Genomic DNA, 26256 nt, shown 5'->3' with positions numbered 1-26256 from the left:
CGGGGAGCGGCCGCTCTGCTGCCTTCGCGGATTACTGCCCCTTTTCCCGGAATCTATGTCACAAAGAATCAGGCAAGAGTTTGACTTTCCGGCAGGAATGCGGCGCTTCATCGGGGCGGCGCCGCCGTCATTCGTCGGGGCGATCACGCATGGCCTCGTCGGCCTTCTGATAATGCGTCTCCTTGAGCTGGCCGCGGATTGCAGCAAAGGCAGCCGTAAGCACGGCGATGTCATCGGAGAAGCCGACGACGGCCAGCATGTCGGGCAGAAAATCGAGCGGCAGGACGAAGTAGGCGAGTGCCGCGAGCAGAATGCCGCGCGTGCGCGTCGGCGTGTTCGGATCGACGGCGCAATAATAGGCGGCGACAAGATCCCGGCTGAAGGGGATTTGCCGGGCCGCGCGGCGGAACGTCGGCCAGAAGCGGCGGCGGACCTTGCGCTCCCTGCGTTCCTGTTCGGATTCCTCGCCGGGGAGAAGAATTTCACCGATCTTGATGTCGTCCATCGCGTCCGTTCCGGTAATTCAAAGCGCTACAGCGATCTTTGCGCGTCAAATAGAATGCGCGGCGCCGTAGTATCGCAGCCTGATATGGGAAGGCCGGGCGCTATTTCAAATGGTCTGGCATGCGGCCCGAGGCCGCCCGATCCATTTTCGCCGCCAGCTTGAAATCGAGCTCCGTCAGGCCGTTCGCGTCATGGGTCGAAAGCGTGACATCAACGCGGTTGTAGACGTTGAACCATTCCGGGTGATGATCGAGTTTCTCCGCGGCCAGCGCGCATTGCGTCATGAAGGAGAAGGCCTCGACGAAATTGTTGAAGCGGAACGCCTTCCAGATCGAGGCGCCGTCTTCGGCAAGCACCCAGCCTTCCATCTTGTGCAGGTGCTCGGCGATGGCCGCCGCGTCCAATTTTTCCGGGCGCATGCTGTTCCTCCTCGCTGCGTCTTGTGTTTAACAACGACGTTGCGCCCGAGAAAGTTCGGGCGCAACTCCGCCGCGCCTACTGCATGTTTCCTTAAATCCTAGCCGATTTAAGGATAAAAACATGCAGCAATTCAAAATGCTACAGCGACCTTTGCGCGTCTGTGAGACGCGCGGCGCTGTAGGGCCACTCGCTCGAATAAGATGAAACCGGTCAGAATTCTCTTTGTTTGTCTCGGCAATATCTGCCGCTCACCGCTTGCGGAAGGCGTGATGCGCGGGCTCGCGAAGCGGGCCGGCTGCGGGCAGGCGGTCGTGGTCGATTCCGCCGGCATCGGTGCCTGGCACGTCGGCGATCCGCCCGACCGTCGATCGATCGCGATTGCGCGGGCGCAGGGGATAGACATCGCGGGCTTACGCGGTCGCAAGATAGCGGTGGCGGATTTCGCCGCGTTCGACCTCATCCTCGGAATGGGCGGAAGCAATGTGCGCGACCTCAGGAGGCTAGCGCCGCCGGCCGCGGCGCACAAGGTGCATCTCTTCCTGCACTATGCCCAAGGCCGCAACGAAGATGTTCCGGACCCCTATTACCAGGCGGCAGAAGCCTTCGAAGCGCTCTACCAGGCGCTTGAAGCGGGCTGCTCCTCATTGCTCGCGAAGCTCGAACGCACTTCGTGAAGCGGGAAGACCTCTTCCGTCAGATAGGGCCCACCACCGACGGAATCGCGCGACGATAGCAGGACGAAACGCGAGACGGCGAAGGGCGCGGTGAGGAAGTTGCCGCGTCCGGAGAGATATTCGACGACATCCTCGACGCGCGAGGAACGCAGCCGCGCGAGTGTGACATGCGGGGTGAACTTGCGCGGATCCGGGGCGAGCCCGATGCGCTGGCAGATGCGTTCGATCTCCGCCTGGAGCGCATACATTTCCGGGCTGTTGCTGACGCCGGCCCAGACCGAATGCGGCTTCTTCGAGCCGAAGGCGCCGGTGCCCGAGAGTTGAAGCTGGAACTCGGGCCGTTCGATGCGGTCAAGTCTGTCGATGATCTCGTCGGCGGTGCGCCAGTCGACGTCGCCAATGAAGCGCAGGGTGATGTGATAGTTCTCCACATCGATCCAGCGAGCTCCGGGAAGACCTCCGCGCAGCAGAGAAAGACTCATTGCTGCATTGCGCGGAATTTCGAGGGCGGTGAATAGTCTCGGCATGGCGAGCTCCCCGAATCTCTTGCAGATAACTCAGCGAATCACGCATCGCACCTGCACGCAACCATTATTTGATACTGCGAAACATTAACTTTCTCTTAACTGTGGATGCGTGGTCATTCTCCTTTCGCAAGCGAGTGGACGAAAAGCTCGGCCGTCGGCAGAAAGCGCTCGACCATAATGCCGATCCCGTCACCGTTCGGGTGCATGCCGTCCTCGAGCTTCAGGCCCGCCTCGGTCACGACACCATCGAGGAAGAAAGGGTAGAAGACGAGATTGTGTTCCTTGGCGAGCTCCGGAAAAATCGGGTTGAAGCGCGACGCGTATTCCGCCCCCATGTTCGGCGGCGCCAGCATCCCTGTGAGCAAGACGGCGATGCCGCGTTCCTTGAGCCGCACGATCATCGCTTCGAGGTTCTTGCGCGTTTCCTCCGGCGGGATCCCGCGCAAGGCGTCATTGGCGCCGAGTTCGAGGATAACACCCTTGGTACCGTCCGGCACGGACCAGTCGATGCGGGCGAGACCGCCGGACGTCGTGTCGCCCGAGACGCCCGCATTGGCGATGGTCACGTCGAGCCCCTTGTCCCTCAGCGCCTTCTCGAGGCGCGCCGGAAAAGCGTCCTCCGGCGGAAGCTGAAACCCGGCCATGAGGCTGTCGCCGAAGCCGATCAGGCTCACGCTCTCGGCGCGCGCGGTCGCCGATAACGCGATTGTCATTGCGAGGCTCAAGAAAAACGGGAGAAAGTCTTTTAAAGCCATAAGTTCGTTCCTAGGTTCAGGACCTCGATCGGGGCAATCGTTTCGTCGGCCTTATCAGATTTCATATAGGACTATTCGGCGTGGCAAAAACCATCATCGAGCTGAAAAATGCGGAGCTGACTCTGGGCGAGGCGGCAGCCTCGGTGCATGTGCTGAAGGGTGTGAGTCTTGCGATCGAAGCGGGTGAATCGGTCGGGATCGTCGGCCCTTCCGGGTCGGGAAAATCGACGCTCCTGATGGTCATGGCCGGGCTGGAGCGGCTCGACAGCGGCGAAATCATCATCGACGGCACGAGCCTCCACCGGTTGAACGAGGACGCGATCGCCGACTTCCGCGGCCGCAATATCGGTATCGTCTTCCAGTCTTTCCACTTGATCCCGAACATGACGGCGCTCGAGAATGTCGCAGTGCCCCTGGAGCTCGCCAATATCCCCAACGCCTTCGACATAGCACGTCGGGAACTCGTCGCGGTGGGGCTCGGCGAGCGCCTGACGCATTATCCCGGGCAGCTTTCGGGCGGTGAGCAGCAGCGCGTGGCGATCGCCCGCGCGCTGGCGCCGTCGCCGAAGCTCCTGATCGCCGACGAGCCGACGGGCAATCTCGACGCCGAAACCGGCCGGCAGATCGCCGACCTCATCTTTGCCGAACAGCGCGAGCGCGGCATGACGCTCGTGCTCGTCACGCATGACGCGGCGCTTGCCGGGCGCTGCGACAGGCAGGTCCGGGTGCGCTCCGGCGAAATCGTCTCCGATGCCGGAGCCGAATTGCTCACGACTTCCGTCCGGCAGGGAGTCGCATCCGCATGAGCGAGGCAATTGCCGTTCGCCGTCTCCGCCCGCTCCTTGCCCTCCGGCTGGCGCTCCGGGAAATGCGCGGGGGGTTGAAGGGCTTCTATATTTTTCTCGCCTGTATCGCGCTCGGAACAGCGGCGATCGCAGGCGTCAACTCGCTGTCGCAGTCGATCAGCGCGACGATCGCCTCGCGGGGGCAGGAACTCCTGGCCGGCGATATCCGCTTCGAGCTCAACAACCGGGTGGCGACCGCTGAGGAGCGCGCTTTCCTCGACAGCCACGGCGCGGTTTCGGTGTCGGCGGGGCTGCGCTCCATGGCGCGGCTTGCCGATGGCTCGAACCAGGCGCTCGTCGAGCTCAAGGCCGTCGACCGCGCCTATCCTCTTTACGGCACGCTCGAAAGCGAGCCGGCCAAGCCGCTTGCCGAATTGCTGGCAAGGCAAGGCGATGCGTTCGGTGCCGTCGCTGCACCGCTGCTGCTCGAACGTCTTGGCATCGCGCCGGGCGCGGAAATCCTGCTCGGCAATGCGCGGATCCGGATCGACGCCACGCTCGTGCGCGAGCCGGACGCGGTTTCCGACGGTTTCGGCTTCGCTCCCCGGCTGATGATTTCCGACGAGGCGCTTGCCGCCTCCGGGCTGGTGCAGACCGGCAGCCTTGTCGAGCACAGCTACAAAGTCCGTGTGCCCGACCCCGTGCAGGTGAGACTGATCCGCACGCAAGCGGAGACGCGCTTCCCCTCCGCCGGCTGGTCGATCCGCACCAGCGGCAATGCCGCTCCGTCGCTCAACGCCAATATCACCCGTTTTTCGCAGTTCCTGACGCTCGTCGGGCTGACGGCCCTTATCGTCGGCGGCGTCGGCGTTGCCAATGCCGTGCGCTCCTATCTCGACGGCAAGCGCAGCGTGATCGCGACCTTCAAATGCCTCGGCGCGCCGGCGTCGCTGGTTGCGATGATCTATCTTGCGCAGATATTGATGATCGCGCTGATCGGCATTGCGATCGGCCTCGTGCTTGGCGCCTTGATCCCCTTCATCGCCGCGCAATTCCTCGCCGATGTGCTGCCGATCTCCACTTCGTTCGAGCTCTATCCGTCGGCGCTCGGCCTCGCGGCGCTTTTCGGCCTTCTGACGGCGCTCGCCTTCGCCGTTCTGCCGCTTGGCCGCGCGCGCCGGGTGCCGGCGACGGCGCTCTTCCGACAGCAGGGTTTCGAGCCTTCGGGCTTTCCCGCCTGGCCCTATCTTCTCGGAGCCTCCGGCTGTCTGGCGGCGCTTGCGGGGCTTGCCGTCTGGACGGCGTACGACCGCTACATCTCGCTGATCTTTCTCGGTGCGATCGCCTTCGCCTTCATCGTGCTGCGCGGCGTGTCGCTCCTCATATCCTGGCTCGCGCGGCGCAGCCCGCGTGTCCGTTCGCCGGCGCTGAGACTGGCGATCGGCAATATCCACCGGCCGGGCGCGCTGACGCCTTCGGTGGTGCTGTCGCTCGGGCTCGGCCTCGCGCTGCTGGTGACGCTGGCGCTGATCGACGGCAATCTCAGGCGCGAGCTCACCGGAGACATGGCGGAGCGCGCGCCCAACTTCTTCTTCGTCGATATTCAGGGCAGCGAGATCGAAGGTTTTCGCTCTCTGCTCCACGAGGCAATGCCGGGAGGCAAGGTCGTCGAGGTGCCGATGCTGCGCGGCCGCATCATCGCTTTCAACGGTGAGGACGTAAACAGCCGAAATGTGCCTCCGGGCGGCCAGTGGGTGCTGCGCGGCGACCGCGGCATCACCTATGCCAAGAGGAAGCCGGAGAACTCGACGCTTACCGAAGGCGCCTGGTGGCCCGAGGACTACAGCGGCGAGCCGCTCGTGTCGTTCTCGGCGGAAGAGGCCGGCGAGCTGGGTCTGAAGCTCGGCGATACGGTCACCGTCAACGTGCTCGGCCGCAATATCACGGCCCGGATCGCCAATTTCCGCGAGGTCGAGTGGGAATCGCTGTCGATCAACTTCGTCATGGTGTTCTCTCCGAACACGTTTGCCGGCGCGCCGCATGCGTGGCTCGCGACCATCATCGATCCCGATGCCACGGCGCGAGAGGAGGCGGCGGTGCTGAGAACGGTGACGAATGCCTATCCGACGATCACCAGCGTACGCGTCAAGGACGCGCTCGACATCGTCAACACGCTGCTCGGCCAGCTCGCTACGGCGATCCGCGCCGCTGCTGCCGTCGCGCTCGTCGCATCCATCCTCGTGCTCGCCGGCGCGCTTGCCGCCGGCAATCGTGCCCGCATCCATGACGCCGTGGTCCTGAAGACGCTCGGCGCAACGCGGGGAACGCTGATCCGCGCCTTCAGCTACGAATATGTCATCCTCGGCCTGGCGACGGCCGTGTTCGCGCTGTTTGCCGGCGGCGTTTCGGCCTGGTTCGTCGTCAGCCGCATCATGACGCTGCCGTCGAGCTTCCTGCCGGACGTGGCCGTTGCCACGATTGTAATCGCGCTCGTCGTAACGGTCGGCATCGGGCTCGCCGGAACATGGCGCATCCTCGGACAGAAAGCCGCTCCGGTGCTGCGCGAACTGTAAACTTAAATCGGCGTGAACGGGACGGTTTTGCCGTCTCCCATTCGCTCATGGTGACTCGTCGCGAAAAGAATGCTAAAGCGCCCGGCAAATTCAGAGCTTCGCGCGCCCGTCGAGCGCACCTTAAGGCTCACCCGATTTTCAATTCGATGACTGGGACTTGATCCGGACCGTTCTCCGGACACCCCCTCGCTGTACGGACAGGACGACACGAGCATGGCAGCCACAGAAATCTTGAGCAGGGCGGACATCGTCAAGGCGCCGGAGGTGCGCGTCGTGCCGCGGACTGAAAAGCCGTCGCTGATCGGCCTCTTGCGCGAGGACATGGCGAAGCTGCTTGTCGAGAGGGGCGTGCCCGAGCGTCAGGTCAAGATGCGCGTCAGCCAGCTCTGGCATTGGCTCTATGTCCGCGGCGTTTCGGACTTCGATCAGATGTCGAACGTCTCCAAGGACATGCGTGAGATGCTGAAAGAGCATTTCACCGTCGCCCGGCCGGAGATCGTCGAGGAGCAGGTCTCGAACGACGGGACGCGCAAGTGGCTCCTGCGCTTTCCGCCGCGCGGCGCCGGTCGGCCGGTTGAGATCGAGACCGTCTATATCCCCGAGGAAGGCCGCGGTACGCTCTGCATTTCGAGCCAGGTCGGCTGCACGCTCACCTGCTCCTTCTGTCATACCGGCACGCAGAAGCTCGTGCGCAACCTGACCGCCGAGGAGATTCTCTCGCAGCTTCTCCTGGCGCGCGACCGGCTCGGCGACTTCCCCGAGCGCGACACGCCGCAGGGTGCGATCGTGCCGGCAGAAGGCCGCAAGATCACCAATATCGTCATGATGGGCATGGGCGAGCCGCTCTACAATTTCGAGAACGTTAAGACGGCGCTCCTGATCGCCTCGGACGGCGACGGCCTTTCTCTCTCGAAGCGCCGCATCACCCTTTCGACCTCCGGCGTCGTTCCGGAGATTTACCGCACCGGCGAGGAAATCGGCGTGATGCTGGCAATCTCTCTGCATGCCGTCAAAGACGAGCTGCGCGACATGCTGGTGCCGATCAACAAGAAATATCCGCTGAAGGAGCTGATGGAGGCCTGCCGCGCCTATCCGGGGCTTTCGAACGCCCGGCGCATCACCTTCGAATATGTGATGCTGAAGGACGTCAACGACAGCCTGGAAGACGCCAAGGAGCTGGTGAAGCTCCTGAAGGGCATTCCGGCGAAGATCAATCTCATCCCTTTCAATCCCTGGCCGGGCACCAATTACCAGTGCTCGGACTGGGAGCAGATCGAAGCTTTCGCCGACTTCATCAACCAGGCCGGCTACGCCTCGCCGATCCGCACGCCGCGCGGCCGCGACATCCTCGCCGCCTGCGGCCAGCTCAAGTCGGAATCGGAACGCATGCGCAAGGTCGATCGCCTCGCCTTCGAGGCGATGATGATCGCCAATCATGGCGAGGACTAATCTTTCGCCCAAATGCGGCGCAGCGGCCATCGGGATCGATGAAGAAGTTTGATGGATGAAGCAGTTTCCATCGATTGATTTCACCCCTTCGCTTTCCTAAGAAGGCGGCGAAATCATTCCTGAGCGGGATGCGGAAGGCGCGACGCTATCCGAAATCCCTTGCCAAAATCGGAGGACACCCATGCGTTCGCTTCTCATCGCGCTTGCCGCCACGGTAGCGCTTTCCCTGCCGGCGCACGCCGACGAAGTCACGGTTGCCGTGACGGCGATCGTCGAACATCCGGCGCTCGACGCTGCCCGCGACGGCGTGAAGGATGCGCTTGCCGCAGCCGGCTACAAGGAGGGCGAGAACCTGAAGTTCATCTACGAGTCGGCCCAGGGCAATCCCGCGACCGCCGCGCAGATCGCCCGCCAATTCGCTGGCGAGGCGCCGAGCGTCATCGTGCCGATCTCGACGCCGTCGGCCCAGGCCGTGGTCTCCTCCACCCGCGACATCCCGGTGGTCTTCACCGCCGTTTCCGATCCGCTCGGCGCACAGCTCGTCAAGGATATGGAGAAGCCCGGTGGCAACGTCACCGGCCTTTCCGACATGTCGCCGGTCGCCGAGCATGTGGCGCTGATCAAGGAGATCCTGCCGGAGGCCAAGTCGATCGGCTATCTCTACAACTCCGGCGAGGCAAATTCCGTCTCGCTGCTGGCGGCGCTCAAGACGGAAGCGGAAAAGGCCGGCCTGACCGTGGTCGAATCCGCCGCGACGAAATCGGCCGAAGTCCAGGGTGCCGCCCGCGCGCTCGTCGGCCGCGCCGACGTGATCTACGTCCCGACCGACAACACGATCGTGTCCGCGCTCGAAGGCGCCGTCGCCGTCGCCGAGGAAAGCAAGCTGCCGCTCTTCACCGCCGATACGGATTCCGTCTCCCGCGGTGCGATCGCCGCCCTCGGCTTCAACTACTACGATGTCGGCAAGCAGACCGGCGAAGTGGTCGTCCGTGTTCTCAAGGGCGAAAACCCGGGCGACATCGCCGTCAAGGTTGCCGACGGCACCGACCTCGTGATCAACAAGGGGGCTGCCACCCGCATGGGTGTCACGCTGCCTGAGAGCGTCGTCGGTCGGGCGACCCGCACGATCGAATAACAACTACGGCCTTTCGAACCAGAGTTTGTTGCCTTTTTGCCGCCCCCGTTCCATACGGGGGCGGTTCGCTTATCGAGCGGGATGAGGAAAGTGCGCATCCCGCGCCAACTTCAGAATGCGTGTTCCGCGTGCGTCTTGAGCCTGCGGAGCATCGGAGAAGAGGACTACCGGCGTTGAGTCAAATCGCTTTCTGGGGAGCCGTGGAACTGGGGCTCGTCTATGCCTTCGTCGCCGTCGGCGTGTTTCTCGCTTTCCGGGTGCTCGATTTTCCCGACCTGACCGTCGACGGGTCGTTTCCGCTCGGCGCCGCCGTTACCGCGGTGCTGATCATCGCCGGCCTAGACCCATGGCTCGCCGCAGCGGTGGCAATGGTCGCCGGGGCGACCGCGGGCATTGTCACGGCGCTTCTGAACGTCAGGTTCAAGATCCTGAACCTGCTTGCCTCGATCCTGACGATGATTGCACTCTTCTCCGTCAACCTTCGCGTCATGGGCAAGCCGAACGTCGCGCTAATCAATGCCGATACGATGCTTTCGCCCTTCTATGGCCTCGGTTTGCGGGACTTTTACGTGCGGCCGCTTTTCGTCGGCATTCTGGTGCTCGTCGCCGTCGTCCTCGTCTGGCGCTTCCTCGAAAGCGACGCGGGGCTCGCGATGCGGGCGACCGGTGCCAATGCACGCATGGCGCGGGCGCAAGGCGTCGATACCAGCCGGCAGATCTATCTCGGCATGGCGATCTCCAACGCGCTCGTCGCTTTCGGCGGCGCGCTCTTTGCCCAGACCAACGGCTTTGCCGACGTGACCTCGGGCGTCGGCACCATCGTCGTCGGGCTCGCCGCCGTCATCATCGGCGAGACGCTTTTCGGCGCGCGCGGCATCCTCATTGCGCTTGTCGGCTGCGTGTTCGGATCGATCCTCTATCGCATCGCCATTCAGGTGGCGCTCTCGACCGACACGCTCGGCCTGCAGGCCTCCGACCTCAATTTCGTGACCGCGGTGCTCGTCACCGTCGCGCTCATCCTCCCCCGTCTGCGCCGCAGAGGTGCCGCATGATCAAGCTCGAGAACATCCAGGTCATCTTCGGCAAGGGCACGCCGCTGCAGAAACAGGCGCTGAACGGCGTCAGCCTGACGATCGAGGAAGGTTCCTTCGTCACCGTGATCGGTTCGAACGGCGCCGGCAAGTCGACGCTGCTCGGTGTGCTCGCCGGCGATGTGTTGCCGAGCGGCGGCCGCGTGACGATCGGCAGCACGGACGTGACGCGCAAGGGTACGGCCGCCCGCGCCGGCCTCGTCGCCCGCGTCTTTCAAGATCCGCTCGCCGGCAGTTGCGGCGCCCTCTCGATCGAGGAGAACCTGGCGCTTGCCGCCAGGCGCGGCGAGAGCCGCGGCCTGACGCCGGCACTCGGATCGAGGCGGCGCGAACTTTTCCGCGAGCGCATCGCCGAGCTCAATCTCGGCCTCGAAAACCGCATGCGCGACCGTATGGATCTGCTTTCGGGCGGTCAGCGCCAGGCGGTCTCGCTGGTGATGGCGACGCTCGCCGGTTCCGAAGTGCTGCTGCTCGACGAACACACCGCGGCGCTCGACCCGGGCATGGCCGAGTTCATCATGAATCTCACGCAGAAGATTGTCTCGGAACGCAAGCTGACGACGCTGATGGTGACGCATTCGATGCGCCAGGCGCTCGACTTCGGCCATCGCACCGTCATGCTGCACGGCGGCGAGATCGTGCTCGACGTCGCCGGCGACAGCCGCAAGACGCTGCAGGTCGAGGATCTGATCGCTATGTTCCGCCGCATCCGCGGCCAGACGCTCGACGACGATGCGCTGCTGATCGGCTGAGGAGCCGCGCCGGCCTCGCGTTCCGTCGCCATTGCCCCTCATCCGGCCTGCCGGCCACCTTCTCCCGGCATGCGGGGCGAAGGGGACTCGCGGCGCCCTCTCAAGCCCCCCTCTCTCCGCTCGCGGGGAGAGGGATAGGGTGAGGGGAAACTCGTGGCTGCGATTTGTCCTTGAATCGGTGTTCCGGCTAAGAACCCCGGAACGCCGTGACCTCGATTTCGATCAACATTTCCGGGCGGATGAGATCGCAGACGATCATGGTGGCGGCCGGGCGGATATCGCCGAAGACCTCTCCGAAGATCGGGAAGACCCGATCGGCGAAGCTCGCATCGGTGACGTAATAGTGGTTGCGCACGACATCGGAGAGCGAGAAGCCCGCTTCTCTCAGTGCACCCTCGATCGTCCTCAGGCAGTTGCGCGCCTGTTCCTCCACCGTCTCCGGCATGATCATGGTGGCGTAGTCGTAACCGGTGGTGCCGGAGACGAAGCACCAGTCGCCCTTGACGACGGCACGCGAATAGCCTGCCGTCTTTTCAAAGGGCGAACCGGAGGAGATGCGCTTCAGCGTCATCCGCCGGCTCAGGCCCAGGGGCGTGAGGTGGCGTTTGCCTTCTCGAAATTGTCGATGGCGCCGCCCTTTTCGAGCGTCAGGCCGATGTCGTCAAGACCGTTCAGCAGGCAATGGCGCTTGAAGGCATCGATCTCGAACTTGATTGAGCCGCCGTCCGGGCCGGTGATTTCCTGCGCTTCGAGATCGACCGTGAGGATGGCGTTGGAGCCGCGGCTGGCGTCGTCCATCAGCTTGTCGAGGTTCTCCTGGCTGACGACGATCGGCAGGATGCCGTTCTTGAAACAGTTGTTGTAGAAGATGTCCGCAAAGGACGTCGAGATGACGCAGCGGATGCCGAAATCGAGGAGCGCCCAGGGCGCGTGCTCGCGAGAGGAGCCGCAGCCGAAATTGTCGCCGGCGACGAGGATCTTGGCGTTCTGGTAGGCCGGCTTGTTGAGAACGAAATCCGGGTTCGCCGTGCCGTCCTCGTTGTAGCGGGCTTCGGCGAAAAGGCCCTTGCCAAGACCGGTGCGCTTGATCGTCTTCAGGTAATCCTTCGGAATGATCATGTCCGTGTCGATGTTGACGACGGGCAGGGGGGCGGCAACGCCGGTGAGCTTGACGAACTTGTCCATGACTTGGGCCTTCGATTTCAGCGGAAATATTGCAAAAGCGTTTAGATCAGTTTTGCGCCGAAATGAAGGAGAATCTGCTTTCGCTGGCCGCAGGCCGCGAAGGTGGAACCGAATGCGGGCGAAAACCGCCTCGCACCTTTCCTCATCCTGCTCTCAGAGATCGATGATCGTGCCGCGCCCGTCGTTCCAGATCCGCATTTCGCGCTCAGCGCCGGTCGGATTCGTGCGGGCATGGACATGCACCGGCCGCCGGTTGAACTTTGCGGCGATCGCGCTGCCGATAGCGACGACGGCGGCGATGCCGGCGAGCGCCAGGGCGAGCGAGGCGGTGAAGACGAAGGCCACGAGCGTGACTGTGATGGCTACGGCCGTGAAGAGAACAGAGCGGATGCTTTGCATGATCGTCACCTTTCTATCGGGCATGTGGGTGCTGGATGGATGGCTTACAAGAGGGGCCAATTCGTGTCCGCTTGCGCAAAAATTGAAAGGCGGGCACAACGGGTGGCATGACAAGAGCGATCGACCATCATCCCGTGCGGTTGCGCCGTTCGGTGCTCTCGGTTCCGGCCGACAACCCGCGCGCGCTCGCCAAAGTGCGCGATCTCGCGGCAGATGCCGTGATCTTCGACCTCGAGGATGCCGTCTCGCCGGAACGCAAGGCTGAGGCCCGCGATGCGCTCGTCCGGCACCTTGCCGGGAACCGGCCAGAGGGCGAAGCGATCATCCGCGTCAACGCGGCGGGGTCCGGCTTCGGCGAAGCGGACCTCGCCGCCGCTCTTGCCGCGAAGCCCGACGCGATCCTCTTGCCCAAGGTGGAAAGCCCGGCCGATATCCAAGCCGTGCTCGACTGGCTTGCGGAAAAGGACGCCCCGGAAAGCCTGAGGCTCTGGGCGATGATCGAGACGCCGCGCGGGGTCATCAACGCGCCGGCGATCGCCGAGGTTGGCCGCACCTCCGGCGGTAGGCTCGATTGCTTCGTCGTCGGCTTGAACGACCTTCGCAAGGAGACGAGCGTTCCAGCCCTTGCCGGCCGCACCTATCTCATCCCTTGGCTGATGCAGATACTCCTTGCCGCTCGCGGCAGCGGGCTCGACGCCATCGACGCGGTCTTCAACGATTTCCGCGATCAGGAGGGGCTCGAGGCGGAGTGCCGGCAGGGGCGCGAGATGGGCTATGACGGCAAGATGCTGATCCATCCGGCGCAGATCGATGAGGCCAACCGGTGCTTCGGCATCGATGAGGCCGCGGTCGAGGAGGCGCGGGCGATCATCGATGCTTTTGCGCTGCCGGAGAATGCGGGCAAGGGCGTGATCAACCTTGACGGCCGTATGGTCGAACGACTGCATTTCGAGCAGGCGGTAAAGCTCGCCGCCAAGGCGTACATCATCGAAAAACGAAAGGCAAAACTTTGAAACTCTATCGCTTTCTCACCGGTCCCGACGACGCTTCGTTCTGCCACAAGGTGACGGCGGCCTTGAACCAGGGATGGACGCTGCACGGCTCGCCCACCTACGCCTTCAATGCCGATACCCAGCATATGCAGTGCGGTCAGGCGGTGGTGAAGGAGGTGGAGGGCAAGGACTACGATCCGGACATGAAGCTGTCGGAGCAGTAGGGATCGTTGATGAATGGGATCTGCCCCTCTCCTCGGGTTTAACTCGAAGACTAGCCCTCTCCCCGCGCGCGGGGAGAGGGGATTTTGTGCCGGGGCATTGCCGCGAGTCTCCTTCGCCCCGCTTGCGGGGAGAAGGTGGCCGGCAGGCCGGATGAGGGGCAAATACGGACGGAAGCGGCTTCAGCCGCCGACGTGTTCCACACTCGCCTCGATCCGCTCCATGTCGTCGTCGGAAAGGCCGAAATGGTGGCCGATCTCGTGGATCAGCACATGGGTGATGATGTCGCCCAGCGTTTCCTCGTTTTCCGCCCAGTAATCCAGGATCGGGCGGCGATAGAGCGTGATCCGGTTCGGAAACTCGCCGGTCTCCATGGTGAAGCGTTCGCCGATGCCGCGGCCTTCGAAGAGGCCGAGCAGGTCGAAGGGCGTCTCGAGCGCCATGTCTTCGAAGACGTCGTCACTCGGAAAATCGGCGACTTCGATAATGAGATCCGTCGTCAGCTTGCGGAATTCCTGAGGCAGATGGCTGTAGGCTTCAAACGCGAGCTGCTCGAATGTGGAAAGCGTCGGTGCGTGGCGTTCCCGCCAATCATCGGTCTGGTCAATGCGGGCCATGGGCACTCCTTGTTGCCCTCATATAGCGATTTTGCCTTTGTTTTTCGAGTGTCGAATTTTGCCCGGGCAGGATGAGGAATAAATTCTCGTGCCTGGCTGTTGACTCTTCCGGCAAGCTCTGGAATCCATAAGAACATAACATGAACAAATGTGGGGAGTTGACCGTCATGGCCGGGAACGGCATGCAACGGCAAACCGTTCTTTCCCTTCGCGAGACCATTGCGCGGATCGAGGACCGCAGACTGCCGGGATGCGTCCGGGCGGCGAGCGCGGCCGACCCCGCCGGCTTTCGGGGCGAGAAGGAGGAGGCCTCCCGCCGCAAGCTCCTGCCCGTAGGGGTCCCGCAGCTCGATGACGCCCTCAAGGGCGGGCTGCCGCTCGAGGGCATGACGGAAATCCGCAATGCCGAAACCCGCGATGCGGGTGCGGCCGCCGGTTTCGTCGCGGCGCTTGCGGCGCTCTATCAGCGGGAGAAAAAGGAGAAGGGACATCTGGCGCCGATTCTGTGGATCAGTCAGGCCCTTGCCTGCCAAGAAGCGGGCCATCCCTATGCGCCGGGGCTCGCGTCCTACGGTCTCGATGCCGAGCGCTTCCTCTTCGTCTCGGTGCGCACGGTCAAGGATGCGCTCTGGATCACCGAGACGGCACTCTCGGTGCCGGTCTTCGCCGCGGTAGTTCTCGAAATCCGCGGCAATCCGGCCTGTCTGGCCTTAAGCGAGAGCCGGCGCCTGCATGTCAGGGCCCGGGCGGGCGGTATGCCTCTCCTCGTCTTCCGCCAAGCGGGCGAGGAGGAGGCGAGCAGCGCCTTCTTCCGGTTCCAGGTCAAGCCGGCCTCGGCCGGCGAACGCCCTCTTCCCGATGGTTCGGTGCTTTGCGGCAGCATCGGCCATCCCGCCTTTCACCTCCTTGTCGAAAAAAGCAGGGCTTACGCCCCTCTCGACATCTTTCTGGAATGGAACGCCCATGACCGCCGCTTCTACCCCCTCGACGAGCGCCGGAGCGCCGCTCTTCAGACAGACGACAAGCCAGCGAATCCTGTCGATCCACTTCCCGCATCTGCCGGCCGATCGGGTCGCGCGCAGCCGTTGGGGCGCCTCGTGGCTTTCGCGCGGGCGTCCTGACCATCCGCCCGTCGTCTTCGCCGCCAAGATCGACAATGCCATGCGCCTCATCGCGCTTGATACGCTTGCGGAGAGGATAGGCCTGAAGCGCGGCCAGGGAGCGGCGGAAGCCCGCGCCATGTGTCCCTCGCTCGACGTGATCGCCGCTGATCCTTCGGCGGATCAAGCCTTTCTGGAAGCGCTTGCGGATTGGTGCGATCGCTATACGCCGCTCGTCGCACTCGACGGCACGGACGGCCTGTTCCTCGACATCACCGGCTGCGCGCATCTCCACGGCGGCGAGAAGGCGCTGGTCAGCGATGTTCTGTCGCGGCTGTTTTCGCTCGGCGTCGAGGCGCGGGCGACCGTTTCCTCTTCCGCCGGCCTCTCCTGGGCGGCTGCCCGCTACGGCAAGGACGCCGTCATCGCGCCCGAGGACGCAGACCGCGTTCTTGCACCCTTGCCGGTCACGGCGCTACGTCTGCCGGCGGAAACCGCGGCCGCGCTCGAACGGGTCGGGTTGAAAGAGGTGGGCGATCTTCTCGAAGCGCCGCGCGCGCCGCTCGCCCGCCGTTTCGGCTCCTGCCTTCTCCTCAGGCTCGATCAGGCGAGAGGCCTTGAGGACGAACCTCTTTCTCCTCGTCTGCCTGTGCCGAGTTTCTCCTCCGAGCGCCGGCTCGCAGAGCCGCTTCAGGATGAGGAATACATACTCGAATTGACCCGGCATCTCGCCAAGGATGTCCGTTCCTCGCTGGAACGACACGGCGAAGGCGGGCGGCTCTTCGAGCTCCTCCTGTTTCGTGTCGACGGCCGGGTGTTCCGCGTTCGGGCACATGCGGCCGTGCCCTTGAACGATGCCGATCGCATCGCCGCCCTCTTTCGCGAGCGATTGCAGGCGGTCCATGACGATCTCGATGCCGGATATGGCTTCGAAATCCTCAGGCTTGCGGTCATCAGAAGCGAAAGGCTCGATCCGGCGCAAGAGGATTTTTCCGGCGTTGCCGATGAAAGCCAGCCGCTGGCGGCCTTTATCGACAAGGTTTCCGCCCGTTTCGGGCCGGATTGCCTGATGCAGGCAGCCCTTTTCGAAAGCCACCTGCCGGAGCGGGCGGGCGGGTTTGCACCCTTGAGAGACGTGGCCGCGGCCATGAGGCCTTCCGCCCTTGAAGGCAAGGCCATCCCTGAAAACCGCCCGCTTCGGATTTTCGCACATCCTGAACGGGTGGAGGCGACAGCCGAAGTGCCGGACGGCGCCCCGCGCAGCTTCAACTGGCGAAAGACCCACTATCGCGTCGCCCGCGCCGAGGGACCGGAGCGCATCGCCGCCGAGTGGTGGATCGATGGCGAGGCCCATCCGACGCGCGATTATTTCCGGGTCGAGGATCAGGAAGGCCGCCGTTTCTGGCTGTTCCGCGAAGGCCTTTACGGAAGGGAGGTTTCCACGGCTCGCTGGTTCATGCACGGAGTTTTCGCATGAGCGCGGATCCTGTCTTCCACGAGCTTGGTGCACGCACGAATTTCTCCTTCCTCGAAGGAGCGGCGCCGGCCGAGGAGATGATCGTCTTCGCCAAGAAGGTCGGGCTTTCAGGTCTCGGCATTGCCGATCGCAACAGTGTGGCCGGCGTCGTCCGGGCCCATGCCAAGGCAAAGATGGAGGGTTTTCCCTTCCAGCCGGGCGCCCGCCTATCCTTTACCGACGACACGCCGGACATTCTTGCCTATCCAAAAAACAGGCGAGGCTGGGGACATCTCTGCCGCCTGCTCAGCGCCGGAAATCTGCGTTCGAAGAAGGGCGAGTGCACGCTTTATCTCGCCGATCTCCTCGAGTGGCAGGAGGAGCTTCTGCTGATCGTCATGCAGGGAGAGGGGCGGCCGGAGCCGGAAACCTTGGGAGCGCTGCTTGAAAAATTGCGGGAACATGCGGGCAACCGGCTCTATCTCGGCATGACGCCGCGTTATGACGGCTTCGACCGGCATGATTTCGCCGTGCTTGCGACAGTCGCCCGCAAGCACGGCATCCGGCTTCTCGCCACCAATGATGCGCTCTATCACGATCCGCACTACAGGCCGCTTGCGGATGTTGTGACCGCGATTCGCGAACATGTGACGATCGCCAGCGCCGGTTTCCTCATCCAGAAGAATGCCGAAAGGTACCTGAAGGGGCCGAAGGAAATGGCGCGACTTTTCAGCGACTACCCCGAGGCGATCGCCAATACGCGCCAGTTTTTCAAGCGGCTCGCCTTCAGCCTCGACGAGCTCAGCCATCAATATCCGGATGAAAACGCCGAAGGCGAGACGCCGGCCGAAAGCTTGCGAAGGCTCGTCGCGGAAGGCGCGGAGATACGCTATCCCCACGGCGTGCCGGAAAAGGTCAGACGCCAGATCGAATACGAGCTGGAGCTCATCCACGACAAGAAATACGAGCCCTATTTCCTGACCGTCCACAAGCTGGTGAAGTTCGCCCGCAGTGAGCACATTCTCTGCCAGGGGCGGGGGTCCGCCGCCAATTCCTCGGTCTGCTTCTGCCTCGGCATCACCGATGTCGATCCGCAGAAGTTTACGCTGCTCTTCGACCGCTTCCTGTCGCGTGACCGCGACGAGCCGCCCGATATCGATGTCGATTTCGAGCACGAGCGGCGCGAAGAGGTCATCCAATATATCTACAGGACCTATGGCAGGGAGCATGCGGGCCTCACTGCCGCGGTGATCAGCTATCGCTCGCGCTCCGCCGGGCGCGAGGTCGCCAAGGCCTTCGGCCTTTCGGAGGATGTGCAGTCGGCTCTCGTCAGTTCGATCTGGGGCTGGGGGACCTCGCCCTTCACCGAAGAGCAGGCGAGAGGCGCGGGCCTCGACGCGGCGGACCCACTCACCAAACGCGTTCTTGCCTATGCCAGCCTGCTCATGAACTTTCCGCGGCACCTGTCGCAGCATGTGGGCGGCTTCGTGATGACCCGTGACAGGCTCGATGAAGTCGTGCCGATCATGAACACGGCCATGCCCGACCGCTACATGATCGAATGGGACAAGGACGATCTCGATCAATTGAAAATCCTCAAGGTCGACGTGCTGGCGCTCGGTATGCTCACCTGTCTCGCCAAGGCCTTCAAGCTCCTCGAGGCGCATTATGAGGAAGAGAGAATACTGGCCGAAATCTATCAGGATCAGCAGAAGGCCGTGTACGACATGATATGCCGCGCCGATACGGTCGGCGTCTTCCAGATCGAAAGCCGGGCGCAGATGAGCATGTTGCCGCGCCTGCAGCCGCGCGAGATGTACGATCTGGTGATCGAGGTCGCAATCGTTCGTCCCGGCCCCATCCAGGGCAACATGGTGCATCCCTATCTGAAGCGGCGCGAGGCGCAGCGGGAAAGAAAGGAGCCGGTCGACTATCCGAGCCCGGAATTGAAAGTGGTTCTCGAAAGGACGCTGGGCGTGCCGCTGTTCCAGGAACAGGCGATGCAGATCGCGATCACCGCCGCCGGCTTTTCGCCGAGCGAGGCGGATCGCCTGCGCCGCGCCATGGCGACCTTCAAGCGGACCGGCACGATCCATACCTTCGAGCGGAAGATGATCGAAGGCATGGTCGCGAACGGGTACGAGAGGGAGTTTGCCGAGCGCTGCTTCAACCAGATCAAGGGTTTTGGCGAATACGGCTTTCCCGAAAGCCATGCCGCCTCCTTCGCCTCGCTCGTCTATGCCTCGTCCTGGTTCAAGACCTATTACCCAGATATCTTCTGCGCGGCCCTCCTGAATTCGCAGCCGATGGGCTTTTATGCGCCGGCGCAATTGGTGCGCGATGCCCGCGAACACGGGGTCAAGGTGTTGCCGGTCGATATCAACCATTCGGACTGGGACGCCCTGCTCGAAGGCGAAGGGCTGTTCAACAAGGATGCCGTTGACCCGCGTCACGCCGAAATGCGGGAGGTCATCAAGTCCAAGAAGGCCGTCCGGCTTGGTTTCCGGCTGATCAAGGGGCTGAGCCAAACGGATATGGAGGCGCTCGTTGCGCATCGAGGGGAGGGATACCGCTCCGTTCACGATCTCTGGACCCGGTCCGGACTGACCCGTTCAGTCCTGGAACGCCTTGCGGATGCCGATGCCTTCCGCTCCATCGGTCTTGATCGGCGCGCGGCCCTTTGGGCGGTGAAGGCTTTGGATGAGCAGTCGGCGGTCGAGCGTCTGCCGCTTTTCGGTGGGGCGGGTTCTGCGGATCTGCAGGCCGAGCCCGCAGTTACTCTTCCCGACATGCCCGCAGGCGAACATGTCATCCATGACTACCGCTACCTGACGCTCTCCCTGAAAGCGCATCCGGTTTCCTTCATGCGCGAGGATTTCGCGCGAATGGGTATTCTTCGCAATCGAGATCTGGCGAGGACGGCAACAGGGAAATGGGTGACTGTGGCCGGCCTTGTGCTCGTCCGCCAGCGGCCAGGTTCGGCCAAGGGCGTCATCTTCATGACGATCGAGGACGAGACCGGGATTGCCAATATCATCGTCTGGGAAAAGACATTCCAGAAATACCGGCCGCAGGTCATGGGGTCGCGGCTTGTGAGGGTGCGCGGCCGCTTACAGAGCCAAAGCGGTGTTATTCACGTGGTCGCCGATCACCTCGAGGATATAACGCCGATGCTCGGCCTCCTGCGCAAGGAAGCGCGGCGTTTCGGCGCCAACGATCGGACGGACGAGACCTTGCGGCCGAGCGCCGATGCTCGCGACAAGAAGAAGCTCCGGCAATTGCGTTTGGGCCTCTCTGCCGATGCGGCGCCAAAGGGCGATGCGGGGAGCGACGTGGCCGAGGTCATGCCGAGAGGTCGCAATTTCCATTGAACATCGCCCGCTATCGCATCGATGTCTCTCTAGGAGATTGCTGTCGTGCAGCCTGAACTGTGTAAAAATGTCGCAGCTTGCGACGTCGAAATTGCAAGTTCTGGAGGAAAAACAGTCTCCTTAGAATTCTCTAATGTGCTGAAAACGCGGTGATTTTCGTCAAGTCTAGAATCGATCTAAAGCACCCTTCAACTTTACGGAGAGGAGTTTTTTGTTGACGGCAAATATCCTCTTTTGCTTTATCGGAAAATCAGAGCGTTGCGTGTCACAGGCAAGACGAAATGCTGGTTTGCAGTTGCAATTTCATCAGTGAAAAAGAGATCGAAGACACGATCATCAGCCTCCTCGACGAGGACTGCTGGCAGCTGATCGTGCCGGCGAAAGTTTATCATGCGATGGAAAAGCGCGGCCGTTGCTGCGGCTGCTTCCCCAACGTCGTCGACATCATCATCCGCACCACCGAAGAATATCACGCCAGCCGCCACTCGACGGAAGCCGAGATATTTGATTTCATGACCCGCCTCAGACAATTCCATGAAGAAAACCGGAGGGCGGATATTGAAAGGCGACGCAAAGGTCATCGAGCAGCTTAACGAAGCGCTCTTTCTCGAACTCGGTGCCGTAAACCAGTACTGGCTGCATTATCGTCTTCTCGAAGACTGGGGTTACACGCTGCTCGCCAAGAAGGAGCGCGCCGAGTCCATCGAGGAGATGCACCACGCCGACAAGCTGATCGCGCGCATCATCTTCCTCGAAGGTCATCCGAACCTGCAGACCGTCGCACCGCTTCGCATCGGGCAGAATGTCAGGGAAGTGCTGAAGGCCGACCTCGCCGGCGAATACGACGCCCGCACGGCCTACAAGAACTCCCGCGATATCTGTCACGCCGCCGGCGACTATGTCTCGATGAAGCTCTTCGAAGAACTGCTCGCCGACGAGGAGGGCCATATCGATTTCCTGGAGACCCAGCTCGACCTGCTCGACAAGATCGGCGAGGAGAAATACGGCCAACTCAACGCCGCGTCGGCCGACGAAGCCGAGTAAGCGCTACAGCGCCGTGCGACCTTTTAGACGCACAAAAGACGCTGTAGCACTTTGAATTGCTGCATGTTTTTATCCTTAAATCGGGTACGATTTAAGGAAACATGCAGTAAGTCTCTTCGATTGCGAGCGCCGCGTGCCGCTCAGGCGCGCGGCGCTCTTTTCTTCATCGATGACAGAGAGGGTGAGGGGCGCGCATGTGGGTGGGCCGAGATGCCCGCAAGCTTTCCTCTTTAACTACTCAGCGCACCAGGTGGGAAAAAGCCGCGACGACCTGTTCATAGACCTTGCGCTTGAAGGGCACGATCAACCCAGGCAGCTCGTGCATCGGCTTCCATTCCCAGGCGTCGAATTCCGGATCGTGGCCGCCGGGCGGCGGATTGATGGCGATCTCGCTTTCATCCCCTTCGAAGCGGAAGGCATACCAGCGCTGCCTCTGGCCGCGATATTTGCCTTTGAGGCCGATGCCGATCAGGTGCGGCGGCAGGTCGTAATTGATCCAGTCCGGCGCCTCGGCGATGAGCGAAACCGAGCGAATGCCGGTCTCCTCGTAAAGCTCGCGATAGGCAGCTTTCAGCGGGTCCTCGCCGTCGTCGATGCCGCCTTGCGGCATCTGCCAGAGCTGCGGCGAGCCGTCATATTCCGAATTGCCGACGGCAAGCCGGTGCCCTGCCCAGACGAGGCCTTCATGATTGAGGACCATGGCGCCGACGCACGGCCGGTAGGGTAAGTCCTCCGCCTTCAAAATCCTGTCCTTATCCTTACCCATATCCATTTTTTCCTTAGCTGTGTCCGCGGCCTTCGGTTACAGCGCCGCACGTCTTATCAGACGCGCAAAGGTCGGTGTAACATTTTGAAGTGCTGCATGTTTTTATCCTTAAATCGGATGCGATTTGAGGAAACATGCAGTATCTCAATTTTGTTGCGGATCCTTGACGAGCGCCGCCACCCCGACGAATTCGATGCCGCGTCCTTGGGACTCCTCCATCCAGTCGCCGATCGCCGCGACGCTTTCCTCGAAGGCGGAAGCGACGCCGATCGCCGTGCCATTACGCCGCGCAATGCGCTCCAGTTCGTCGAGCCTGCGCAGGATGGCACTCCGGCTGAGTTCGCCGTCGAGAACGAGATCGGCGAAGCCGTGCGGCACGTCGAAGGCGCCGGCAAGAGTTCCGGAAAGCGACTGCGCCGACGTGCCGTCGTCGAGGAACAGGAGGCCACGCTTGCCGAGATCGCGCATCACGGGCTCCAGTGCATCCGCGTCGGAGAGAAACCGCCCGCCGAGATAGTTCATGATCCCGGTGTAGTTGGTGATCTGGCCCATGCTCCGGTGCAGTTCCGCGAGGTTCTTCTTGGCGCCCGCGGATACGCTGAGCGCATGCGGCCCCGGATCGTTGTTCGGAAAGTCGAAGGGTTCCATCGGCACCTGCAGCAGGATCTCGTGCCCGTCGCGCCTCGCATCCTGCATCCAGCGCCGCAGGCTGTTGCCGGCCGCGGCAAAGGCGAGCGTCACTTCCGGCGGCAGGTCGCGGATGGCGCGCTGCGTTCCTGTCTGGCTGAGGCCGAGCCCGCCGACGACGATCGCGATGCGGGTGCCACGCGCGCCGGACCAGGGGCGCGCATATTGGTCCATCGGTCGTAAGCCGTCCGGGCCGATGATCGGCAGGCGGCCCGGGCCGTCCTCCAGTAGATCCTCGTTCGGAAGCGCCGCCATGCGCGGGTCCTGGCCGCGTGGCCCGACATTGATCAGCGCCGGCCCGTCGCTTTCGCGCGATCGCGGCGTGTATTTCGTCACCGTCGCGCCGTCGTCGGTCAGCACCTTCTCGACATGGGCGCCGGCGAGCGCGCCGCTGCGGCCGAGCGCTCCGGTGTCTTTCCCTCTGTCCGGTTCCCCCGCGGCCGGTTTCTCGTCGGCGACAGCGATCGCTTCCGTTGCTGCCGGCGTCGCAGGCCTTCGCCTCAAGCCGTCGGGGAAAAGGGCACTCCACACGGAAAATCCGACGACGGCAAGAGCGCCCAGGCTCAATCCCGAATAGCGAAGGACGCGTCCGAGATCGCGCTTGCGCGCCGGCTTCTCCTTCCGGTTCTGGCCAAGCGGGGCATTGAGATCAGTTCCCAAACGGAGCCTCGGTCGAGCTTACTGCATGTTTCCTTCATTTAAGGACAAAAACATGCAGCCATTCAAAGTGCTACAGCGTCCTTTGTGCGTCTGAAAAGACGCACGGCGCTGTAGATCGGGCCTGAATCGCCCGTCGGTCATCGCGGCCGATTCGAAAAACCAGCGACAGGAAATCCGTGCACATTCCCTCGACCATCCCCAGCAAAGTCACCGGTAGAAACGGACGTTTCGTGGAGAATCATCGCATATCCGGCTGTATCGCCGATGCATAATAGAAAGGCGCCGGGTTGAACAGCCCGGCGCCTCCTTGTCAGTTCTCGGTCGGCCTTATTTCTTGAGCTCGGCCTGCTCCGGATTGGCCGGGAAGGCCGGGTCCGTCTTCTTGCCGCGCAAGAGGTCCAGCGCATAGTTGAGCTGGATGTCGTCCTTGGCTTCCGGCGGCACGTAGGCGACCGAACCGGAGCCTTCGTCCGTCTCGTTCTGGCCCGGAATATGGCCGCGCAGGTTGGATTCGCCCTGCGCCTCCACCTTGCCCAGGAGTTCCGGCGGCAGCGGCTGCTCGACCTTGACGTCCGGTGTGATGCCGGTGCCCTGAATCGACTTGCCGGACGGCGTGTAATAGAGCGCCGTCGTCAGGCGCAGTGCGCCGGCATCGCCGAGCGGGATGATCGTCTGGACGGAGCCCTTACCGAAGGAGCGTGTGCCGAGCACGGTCGCGCGCTTCAGATCCTGAAGAGCTCCCGCGACGATCTCCGATGCCGATGCCGAGCCGCCGTTGACGAGCACGATAACCGGCTTGCCGTCGGCAAGATCGCCGGGCGTCGCGTTGAAGCGGCGGGTCTCGTCCGGGTTGCGGCCGCGGGTCGAGACCACCTCGCCGCGCTCCAGGAAGGCGTCGGAGACGTTGATCGCCTGATCGAGCAGGCCGCCCGGATTGAGGCGCAGGTCGAGGACATAGCCCTTGAGCTTGTCTGCCGGCACTTCGGCCTTGATCTTTTCGATGCCCTTCTTCAGGTCGTCGAAGGTCTTTTCGGTGAAGGAGATTACCCTGAGATAGCCAACATCGCCCTCGGTGCGGACCTTGACAGCGCGGACGGCGATCACGTCGCGCACGATCGTCAGCTCGATCGGCTTGTCGGCACCCTTACGGAGGATCGTCAGCTTGATCGGCGTGCCGACGGCACCGCGCATCTTGTCGACCGCTTCCTCGAGTTTCAGGCCGCGCACGTCCTGGCCATCGATCTTGGAGATGAAGTCGCCGGCAAGCACGCCGGCGCGTGCGGCGGGCGTATCGTCGATCGGGCTCGTCACCTTGACGAGATCCTCTTCCATCGTCACCTCGATTCCGAGGCCACCGAACTCGCCGCGCGTCTGCGTGCGCATGTCCTCGGCGTCGGCCGAGTTCATGTAGCTCGAATGGGGATCAAGGGACGAGAGCATGCCGTTGATGGCATTCTCGATCAGCTTGTCATCCTGCGGCGGCGTCACGTACTGCGCGCGGACGCGTTCAAACACGTCGCCGAAGATCGCCAGTTCCCGGTATGTCGACGAATTCGCCGCCACGGCCGGGATGGTTGCCGAATAGACGACGCCCATTGCCGTCGCCCCCATCAGCGCCCCGACCAGAACAAGTGAAGCTCTACGTATCATTTCGCGCCTTTCCAACCTCTGCTACGGTCCACCACGGTCGGGAATCAACCGGTTTCCCGTCTTTCCGGAACTCAATGTAAAGTGTCGGCCGGTCCGTTTCCAGCGTCAAGGCCGCCGCACTCGCCACTCTTTTTGCACCCATGGTCGCAACCGGCTCGCCGGCCACGACGAATTGCCCCGGGCGCACGCTGACGCTTTCCATTCCGGCGAGCACGATGTGATAGCCGTCGCCGGGATTGAGGATGATCATCTGCCCGTAGCTGCGGAAACTGCCGGCATAGACCACCCACCCATCCGCCGGCGTAGTCACCAGCGCGCCTGCATTGGTTTCGAGCATGATCCCCTGCAGCGAGTGTCCGGTGCCGTCCGCGTCGCCGAAACGACGTACAAGCGACCCCGCGGCGGGATAGCTGAGCCTCTCCCGCAATTCCGAAAAGACATATGCAGGCGCAATGCGGTTTTTGTCGGGCACGGCGCTCTTGGCGAGCTCGCGCGCCGCCTCGCGCTCGGCTTCGTTCATCCGCCGGCGCTCCTCTTCTTCGGCGCGGGCGGCCGCGGACGCTTCGCGCACCGAGGAGATCTCGGTTTCGAGCGAGGCGATCAGGCCCTCGAGATTGGTGGCCTGCAAGGCAAGCTCCTCGGCCTTGCGCTGTTCGGCCGCCAATTCGGTCGCGTTCTGCTGCCGCAGCTTTTCCTTTTCGGCAACGAGCATCGACATGCGCCGTTCTTCTTCGAGGCTGGCGGTCATCGCCGCCGTCAGTTCCCCGCGCTGGGTCGCGATACCGCTCCGGATGTTGGCGAGCGCCTTTAGGTCGGCGACCAGACTTTCGGTTTGTTCGCGTATTTCCGGAACGACGGCGCCGAGCAGAATGGCGCTGCGGACGGAGGCAAGCGCGTCCTCCGGCGTCACCAGGACCGCCGGCGGCGGGTTGCGACCCATCCGCTGCAGGGCGGCAAGCACTTCAGCAAGCACGCCGCGCCGACCGCGCAGCGAACGGCGCACCACATCTTCCTTCACCCGGAGATCGCCGAGCTTCCTTTCGCCATCGGCAATCTGGCGATCCAGCTCCTGCCGCTTCTTGGCCGACTCGACGAGCGCCGCACGCAACGCCTCGTTGCTCTTGTCGATCTCGGCGATGGTCTTTTCGAGGGACTCGGCGCGCTCGCGTGAAAGCGAGATCGTCTTCGACAGAGCCTCGAGTTCGCTCGCCGTGCTGTCGCGCCGCAGCTTGAGATCGGCGGTCGGATCGGGGGGGCCCTGCTTCACGGCATTCGTATCGGCAGGAGCGCCGACATTCGTGTCCTGAGCTATGGCCGGACCGATCATGGACAGGAACACCGCCGCGATCGCAGTGCCGCGGCCGATCCGCCGCCCACAGCGCGCACCCGGCACCAAATCGGCTCTATTTCTTTGAGGTCTCATCCAGACTCATGCGTCAAAA

General features: G+C 62.9%; 26 protein-coding genes. 14 read left to right on the top strand and 12 right to left on the bottom strand.

What is annotated here, in order from left to right; genetic code table 11:
- Positions 1-127: 127 nt before the first annotated feature.
- Positions 128-505, bottom strand: coding sequence for a YkvA family protein (locus M728_RS15165; RefSeq protein ID WP_026620112.1), 378 nt, complete (start codon positions 503-505; stop codon positions 128-130).
- A 100-nt stretch (positions 506-605) separates the two neighbouring features.
- Complete coding sequence (locus tag M728_RS15160; RefSeq protein ID WP_026620111.1) at positions 606-923, bottom strand: 4a-hydroxytetrahydrobiopterin dehydratase; 318 nt, start codon at positions 921-923, stop codon at positions 606-608.
- 201 nt (positions 924-1124) lie between these two features.
- Here M728_RS15160 and M728_RS15155 point away from each other — a divergent pair, with 201 nt between their 5' ends.
- Positions 1125-1598 (top strand): low molecular weight protein-tyrosine-phosphatase, encoded by a 474-nt coding sequence (locus tag M728_RS15155; RefSeq protein ID WP_026620110.1) that lies wholly within the window; start codon positions 1125-1127, stop codon positions 1596-1598.
- On the opposite strand, the gene thpR is transcribed toward M728_RS15155, so the two are convergent.
- Both thpR and M728_RS15145 read right to left on the bottom strand, forming a co-directional pair.
- The gene (gene thpR / locus M728_RS15150; RefSeq protein ID WP_026620109.1) at positions 1538-2125 is read right to left on the bottom strand and encodes an RNA 2',3'-cyclic phosphodiesterase; all 588 of its coding nucleotides are present in this window, start codon (positions 2123-2125) and stop codon (positions 1538-1540) included. The two genes, M728_RS15155 and thpR, sit on opposite strands and share 61 nt — an antisense overlap.
- Before the next feature lie 113 nt (positions 2126-2238).
- A complete protein-coding gene (locus tag M728_RS15145) occupies positions 2239-2880 on the bottom strand; it encodes an arylesterase (protein ID WP_026620108.1) in 642 nt (213 codons plus the stop codon).
- An 80-nt stretch (positions 2881-2960) separates the two neighbouring features.
- Between M728_RS15145 and M728_RS15140 the strand changes: the two genes are divergently transcribed.
- From M728_RS15140 to M728_RS15115, 6 genes are all read left to right on the top strand, one after another.
- Entirely contained in the window at positions 2961-3686 is a 726-nt protein-coding gene (locus M728_RS15140) for an ABC transporter ATP-binding protein (RefSeq protein ID WP_026620107.1), read from the top strand.
- Positions 3683-6238 carry an ABC transporter permease gene (locus M728_RS15135; RefSeq protein WP_051440865.1) on the top strand — a complete coding sequence of 852 codons (2556 nt, stop codon included), beginning with the start codon at positions 3683-3685 and terminating at the stop codon, positions 6236-6238. Before M728_RS15140 ends, M728_RS15135 begins: the two co-directional genes overlap by 4 nt.
- Positions 6239-6451: 213 nt before the next feature.
- Positions 6452-7687, top strand: coding sequence for a 23S rRNA (adenine(2503)-C(2))-methyltransferase RlmN (rlmN, locus tag M728_RS15130; RefSeq protein ID WP_026620105.1), 1236 nt, complete (start codon positions 6452-6454; stop codon positions 7685-7687).
- A gap of 181 nt (positions 7688-7868) precedes the next feature.
- Positions 7869-8822, top strand: coding sequence for an ABC transporter substrate-binding protein (locus M728_RS15125; RefSeq protein ID WP_026620104.1), 954 nt, complete (start codon positions 7869-7871; stop codon positions 8820-8822).
- A gap of 173 nt (positions 8823-8995) precedes the next feature.
- Complete coding sequence (locus M728_RS15120; protein WP_026620103.1) at positions 8996-9874, top strand: ABC transporter permease; 879 nt, start codon at positions 8996-8998, stop codon at positions 9872-9874.
- A complete protein-coding gene (locus tag M728_RS15115; RefSeq protein ID WP_026620102.1) occupies positions 9871-10665 on the top strand; it encodes an ABC transporter ATP-binding protein in 795 nt (264 codons plus the stop codon). The genes M728_RS15120 and M728_RS15115 overlap by 4 nt, the downstream gene beginning before the upstream one ends.
- 187 nt (positions 10666-10852) lie before the next feature.
- Here M728_RS15115 and M728_RS15110 read toward each other — a convergent pair whose 3' ends face one another.
- From M728_RS15110 to M728_RS15100, 3 genes are all read right to left on the bottom strand, one after another.
- Positions 10853-11236, bottom strand: a complete 384-nt coding sequence (locus M728_RS15110) for a RidA family protein (RefSeq protein ID WP_026620101.1) — start codon at positions 11234-11236, stop codon at positions 10853-10855.
- A gap of 8 nt (positions 11237-11244) precedes the next feature.
- On the bottom strand, positions 11245-11850 hold the full coding sequence (gene leuD, locus M728_RS15105) for a 3-isopropylmalate dehydratase small subunit (RefSeq protein WP_026615441.1): 606 nt from the start codon (positions 11848-11850) through the stop codon (positions 11245-11247).
- A gap of 153 nt (positions 11851-12003) precedes the next feature.
- Positions 12004-12249: a hypothetical protein gene (locus M728_RS15100; protein WP_026620100.1), complete on the bottom strand. Its 246-nt coding sequence runs from the start codon at positions 12247-12249 to the stop codon at positions 12004-12006.
- Positions 12250-12356: 107 nt separating this feature from the next.
- Between M728_RS15100 and M728_RS15095 the strand changes: the two genes are divergently transcribed.
- Complete coding sequence (locus M728_RS15095; RefSeq protein WP_026620099.1) at positions 12357-13262, top strand: CoA ester lyase; 906 nt, start codon at positions 12357-12359, stop codon at positions 13260-13262.
- A complete protein-coding gene (locus tag M728_RS15090) occupies positions 13259-13465 on the top strand; it encodes a DUF1737 domain-containing protein (RefSeq protein ID WP_026620098.1) in 207 nt (68 codons plus the stop codon). The genes M728_RS15095 and M728_RS15090 overlap by 4 nt, the downstream gene beginning before the upstream one ends.
- A gap of 180 nt (positions 13466-13645) precedes the next feature.
- Here the strand turns inward: M728_RS15090 and M728_RS15085 are convergent, their stop codons facing one another.
- Positions 13646-14080, bottom strand: a complete 435-nt coding sequence (locus M728_RS15085; protein ID WP_026620097.1) for a metallopeptidase family protein — start codon at positions 14078-14080, stop codon at positions 13646-13648.
- 140 nt (positions 14081-14220) lie between these two features.
- Between M728_RS15085 and M728_RS15080 the strand changes: the two genes are divergently transcribed.
- The 5 genes from M728_RS15080 (at position 14221) to bfr (ending at position 21051) form a co-directional block, all read left to right on the top strand.
- The gene (locus M728_RS15080; RefSeq protein ID WP_034883350.1) at positions 14221-15201 is read left to right on the top strand and encodes an ImuA family protein; all 981 of its coding nucleotides are present in this window, start codon (positions 14221-14223) and stop codon (positions 15199-15201) included.
- Positions 15202-15241: 40 nt separating this feature from the next.
- On the top strand, positions 15242-16657 hold the full coding sequence (locus tag M728_RS15075) for a DUF6504 family protein (RefSeq protein ID WP_026620095.1): 1416 nt from the start codon (positions 15242-15244) through the stop codon (positions 16655-16657).
- Positions 16654-20007, top strand: a complete 3354-nt coding sequence (locus M728_RS15070) for an error-prone DNA polymerase (protein WP_026620094.1) — start codon at positions 16654-16656, stop codon at positions 20005-20007. Before M728_RS15075 ends, M728_RS15070 begins: the two co-directional genes overlap by 4 nt.
- A gap of 281 nt (positions 20008-20288) precedes the next feature.
- Entirely contained in the window at positions 20289-20600 is a 312-nt protein-coding gene (locus M728_RS15065; RefSeq protein WP_026620093.1) for a (2Fe-2S)-binding protein, read from the top strand.
- Positions 20566-21051 carry a bacterioferritin gene (bfr, locus tag M728_RS15060; protein WP_026615450.1) on the top strand — a complete coding sequence of 162 codons (486 nt, stop codon included), beginning with the start codon at positions 20566-20568 and terminating at the stop codon, positions 21049-21051. The genes M728_RS15065 and bfr overlap by 35 nt, the downstream gene beginning before the upstream one ends.
- A gap of 238 nt (positions 21052-21289) precedes the next feature.
- Here bfr and M728_RS15055 read toward each other — a convergent pair whose 3' ends face one another.
- From M728_RS15055 to M728_RS15040, 4 genes are all read right to left on the bottom strand, one after another.
- Entirely contained in the window at positions 21290-21817 is a 528-nt protein-coding gene (locus tag M728_RS15055) for an RNA pyrophosphohydrolase (RefSeq protein WP_026620092.1), read from the bottom strand.
- Positions 21818-21961: 144 nt separating this feature from the next.
- Positions 21962-23164 carry a divergent polysaccharide deacetylase family protein gene (locus tag M728_RS15050; RefSeq protein ID WP_026620091.1) on the bottom strand — a complete coding sequence of 401 codons (1203 nt, stop codon included), beginning with the start codon at positions 23162-23164 and terminating at the stop codon, positions 21962-21964.
- Between the two features lie 327 nt (positions 23165-23491).
- On the bottom strand, positions 23492-24814 hold the full coding sequence (locus M728_RS15045; protein ID WP_026620090.1) for a S41 family peptidase: 1323 nt from the start codon (positions 24812-24814) through the stop codon (positions 23492-23494).
- Complete coding sequence (locus tag M728_RS15040) at positions 24804-26237, bottom strand: murein hydrolase activator EnvC (protein ID WP_026620089.1); 1434 nt, start codon at positions 26235-26237, stop codon at positions 24804-24806. The genes M728_RS15045 and M728_RS15040 overlap by 11 nt, the downstream gene beginning before the upstream one ends.
- Positions 26238-26256 lie beyond the last annotated feature (19 nt).

The sequence above is a fragment of the Ensifer sp. WSM1721 genome, assembly GCF_000513895.2.
Lineage (GTDB): Bacteria > Pseudomonadota > Alphaproteobacteria > Rhizobiales > Rhizobiaceae > Sinorhizobium.
Note: the sequence above shows the minus strand (reverse complement) of the source record. Positions and strands in the feature narration are given on the sequence as shown.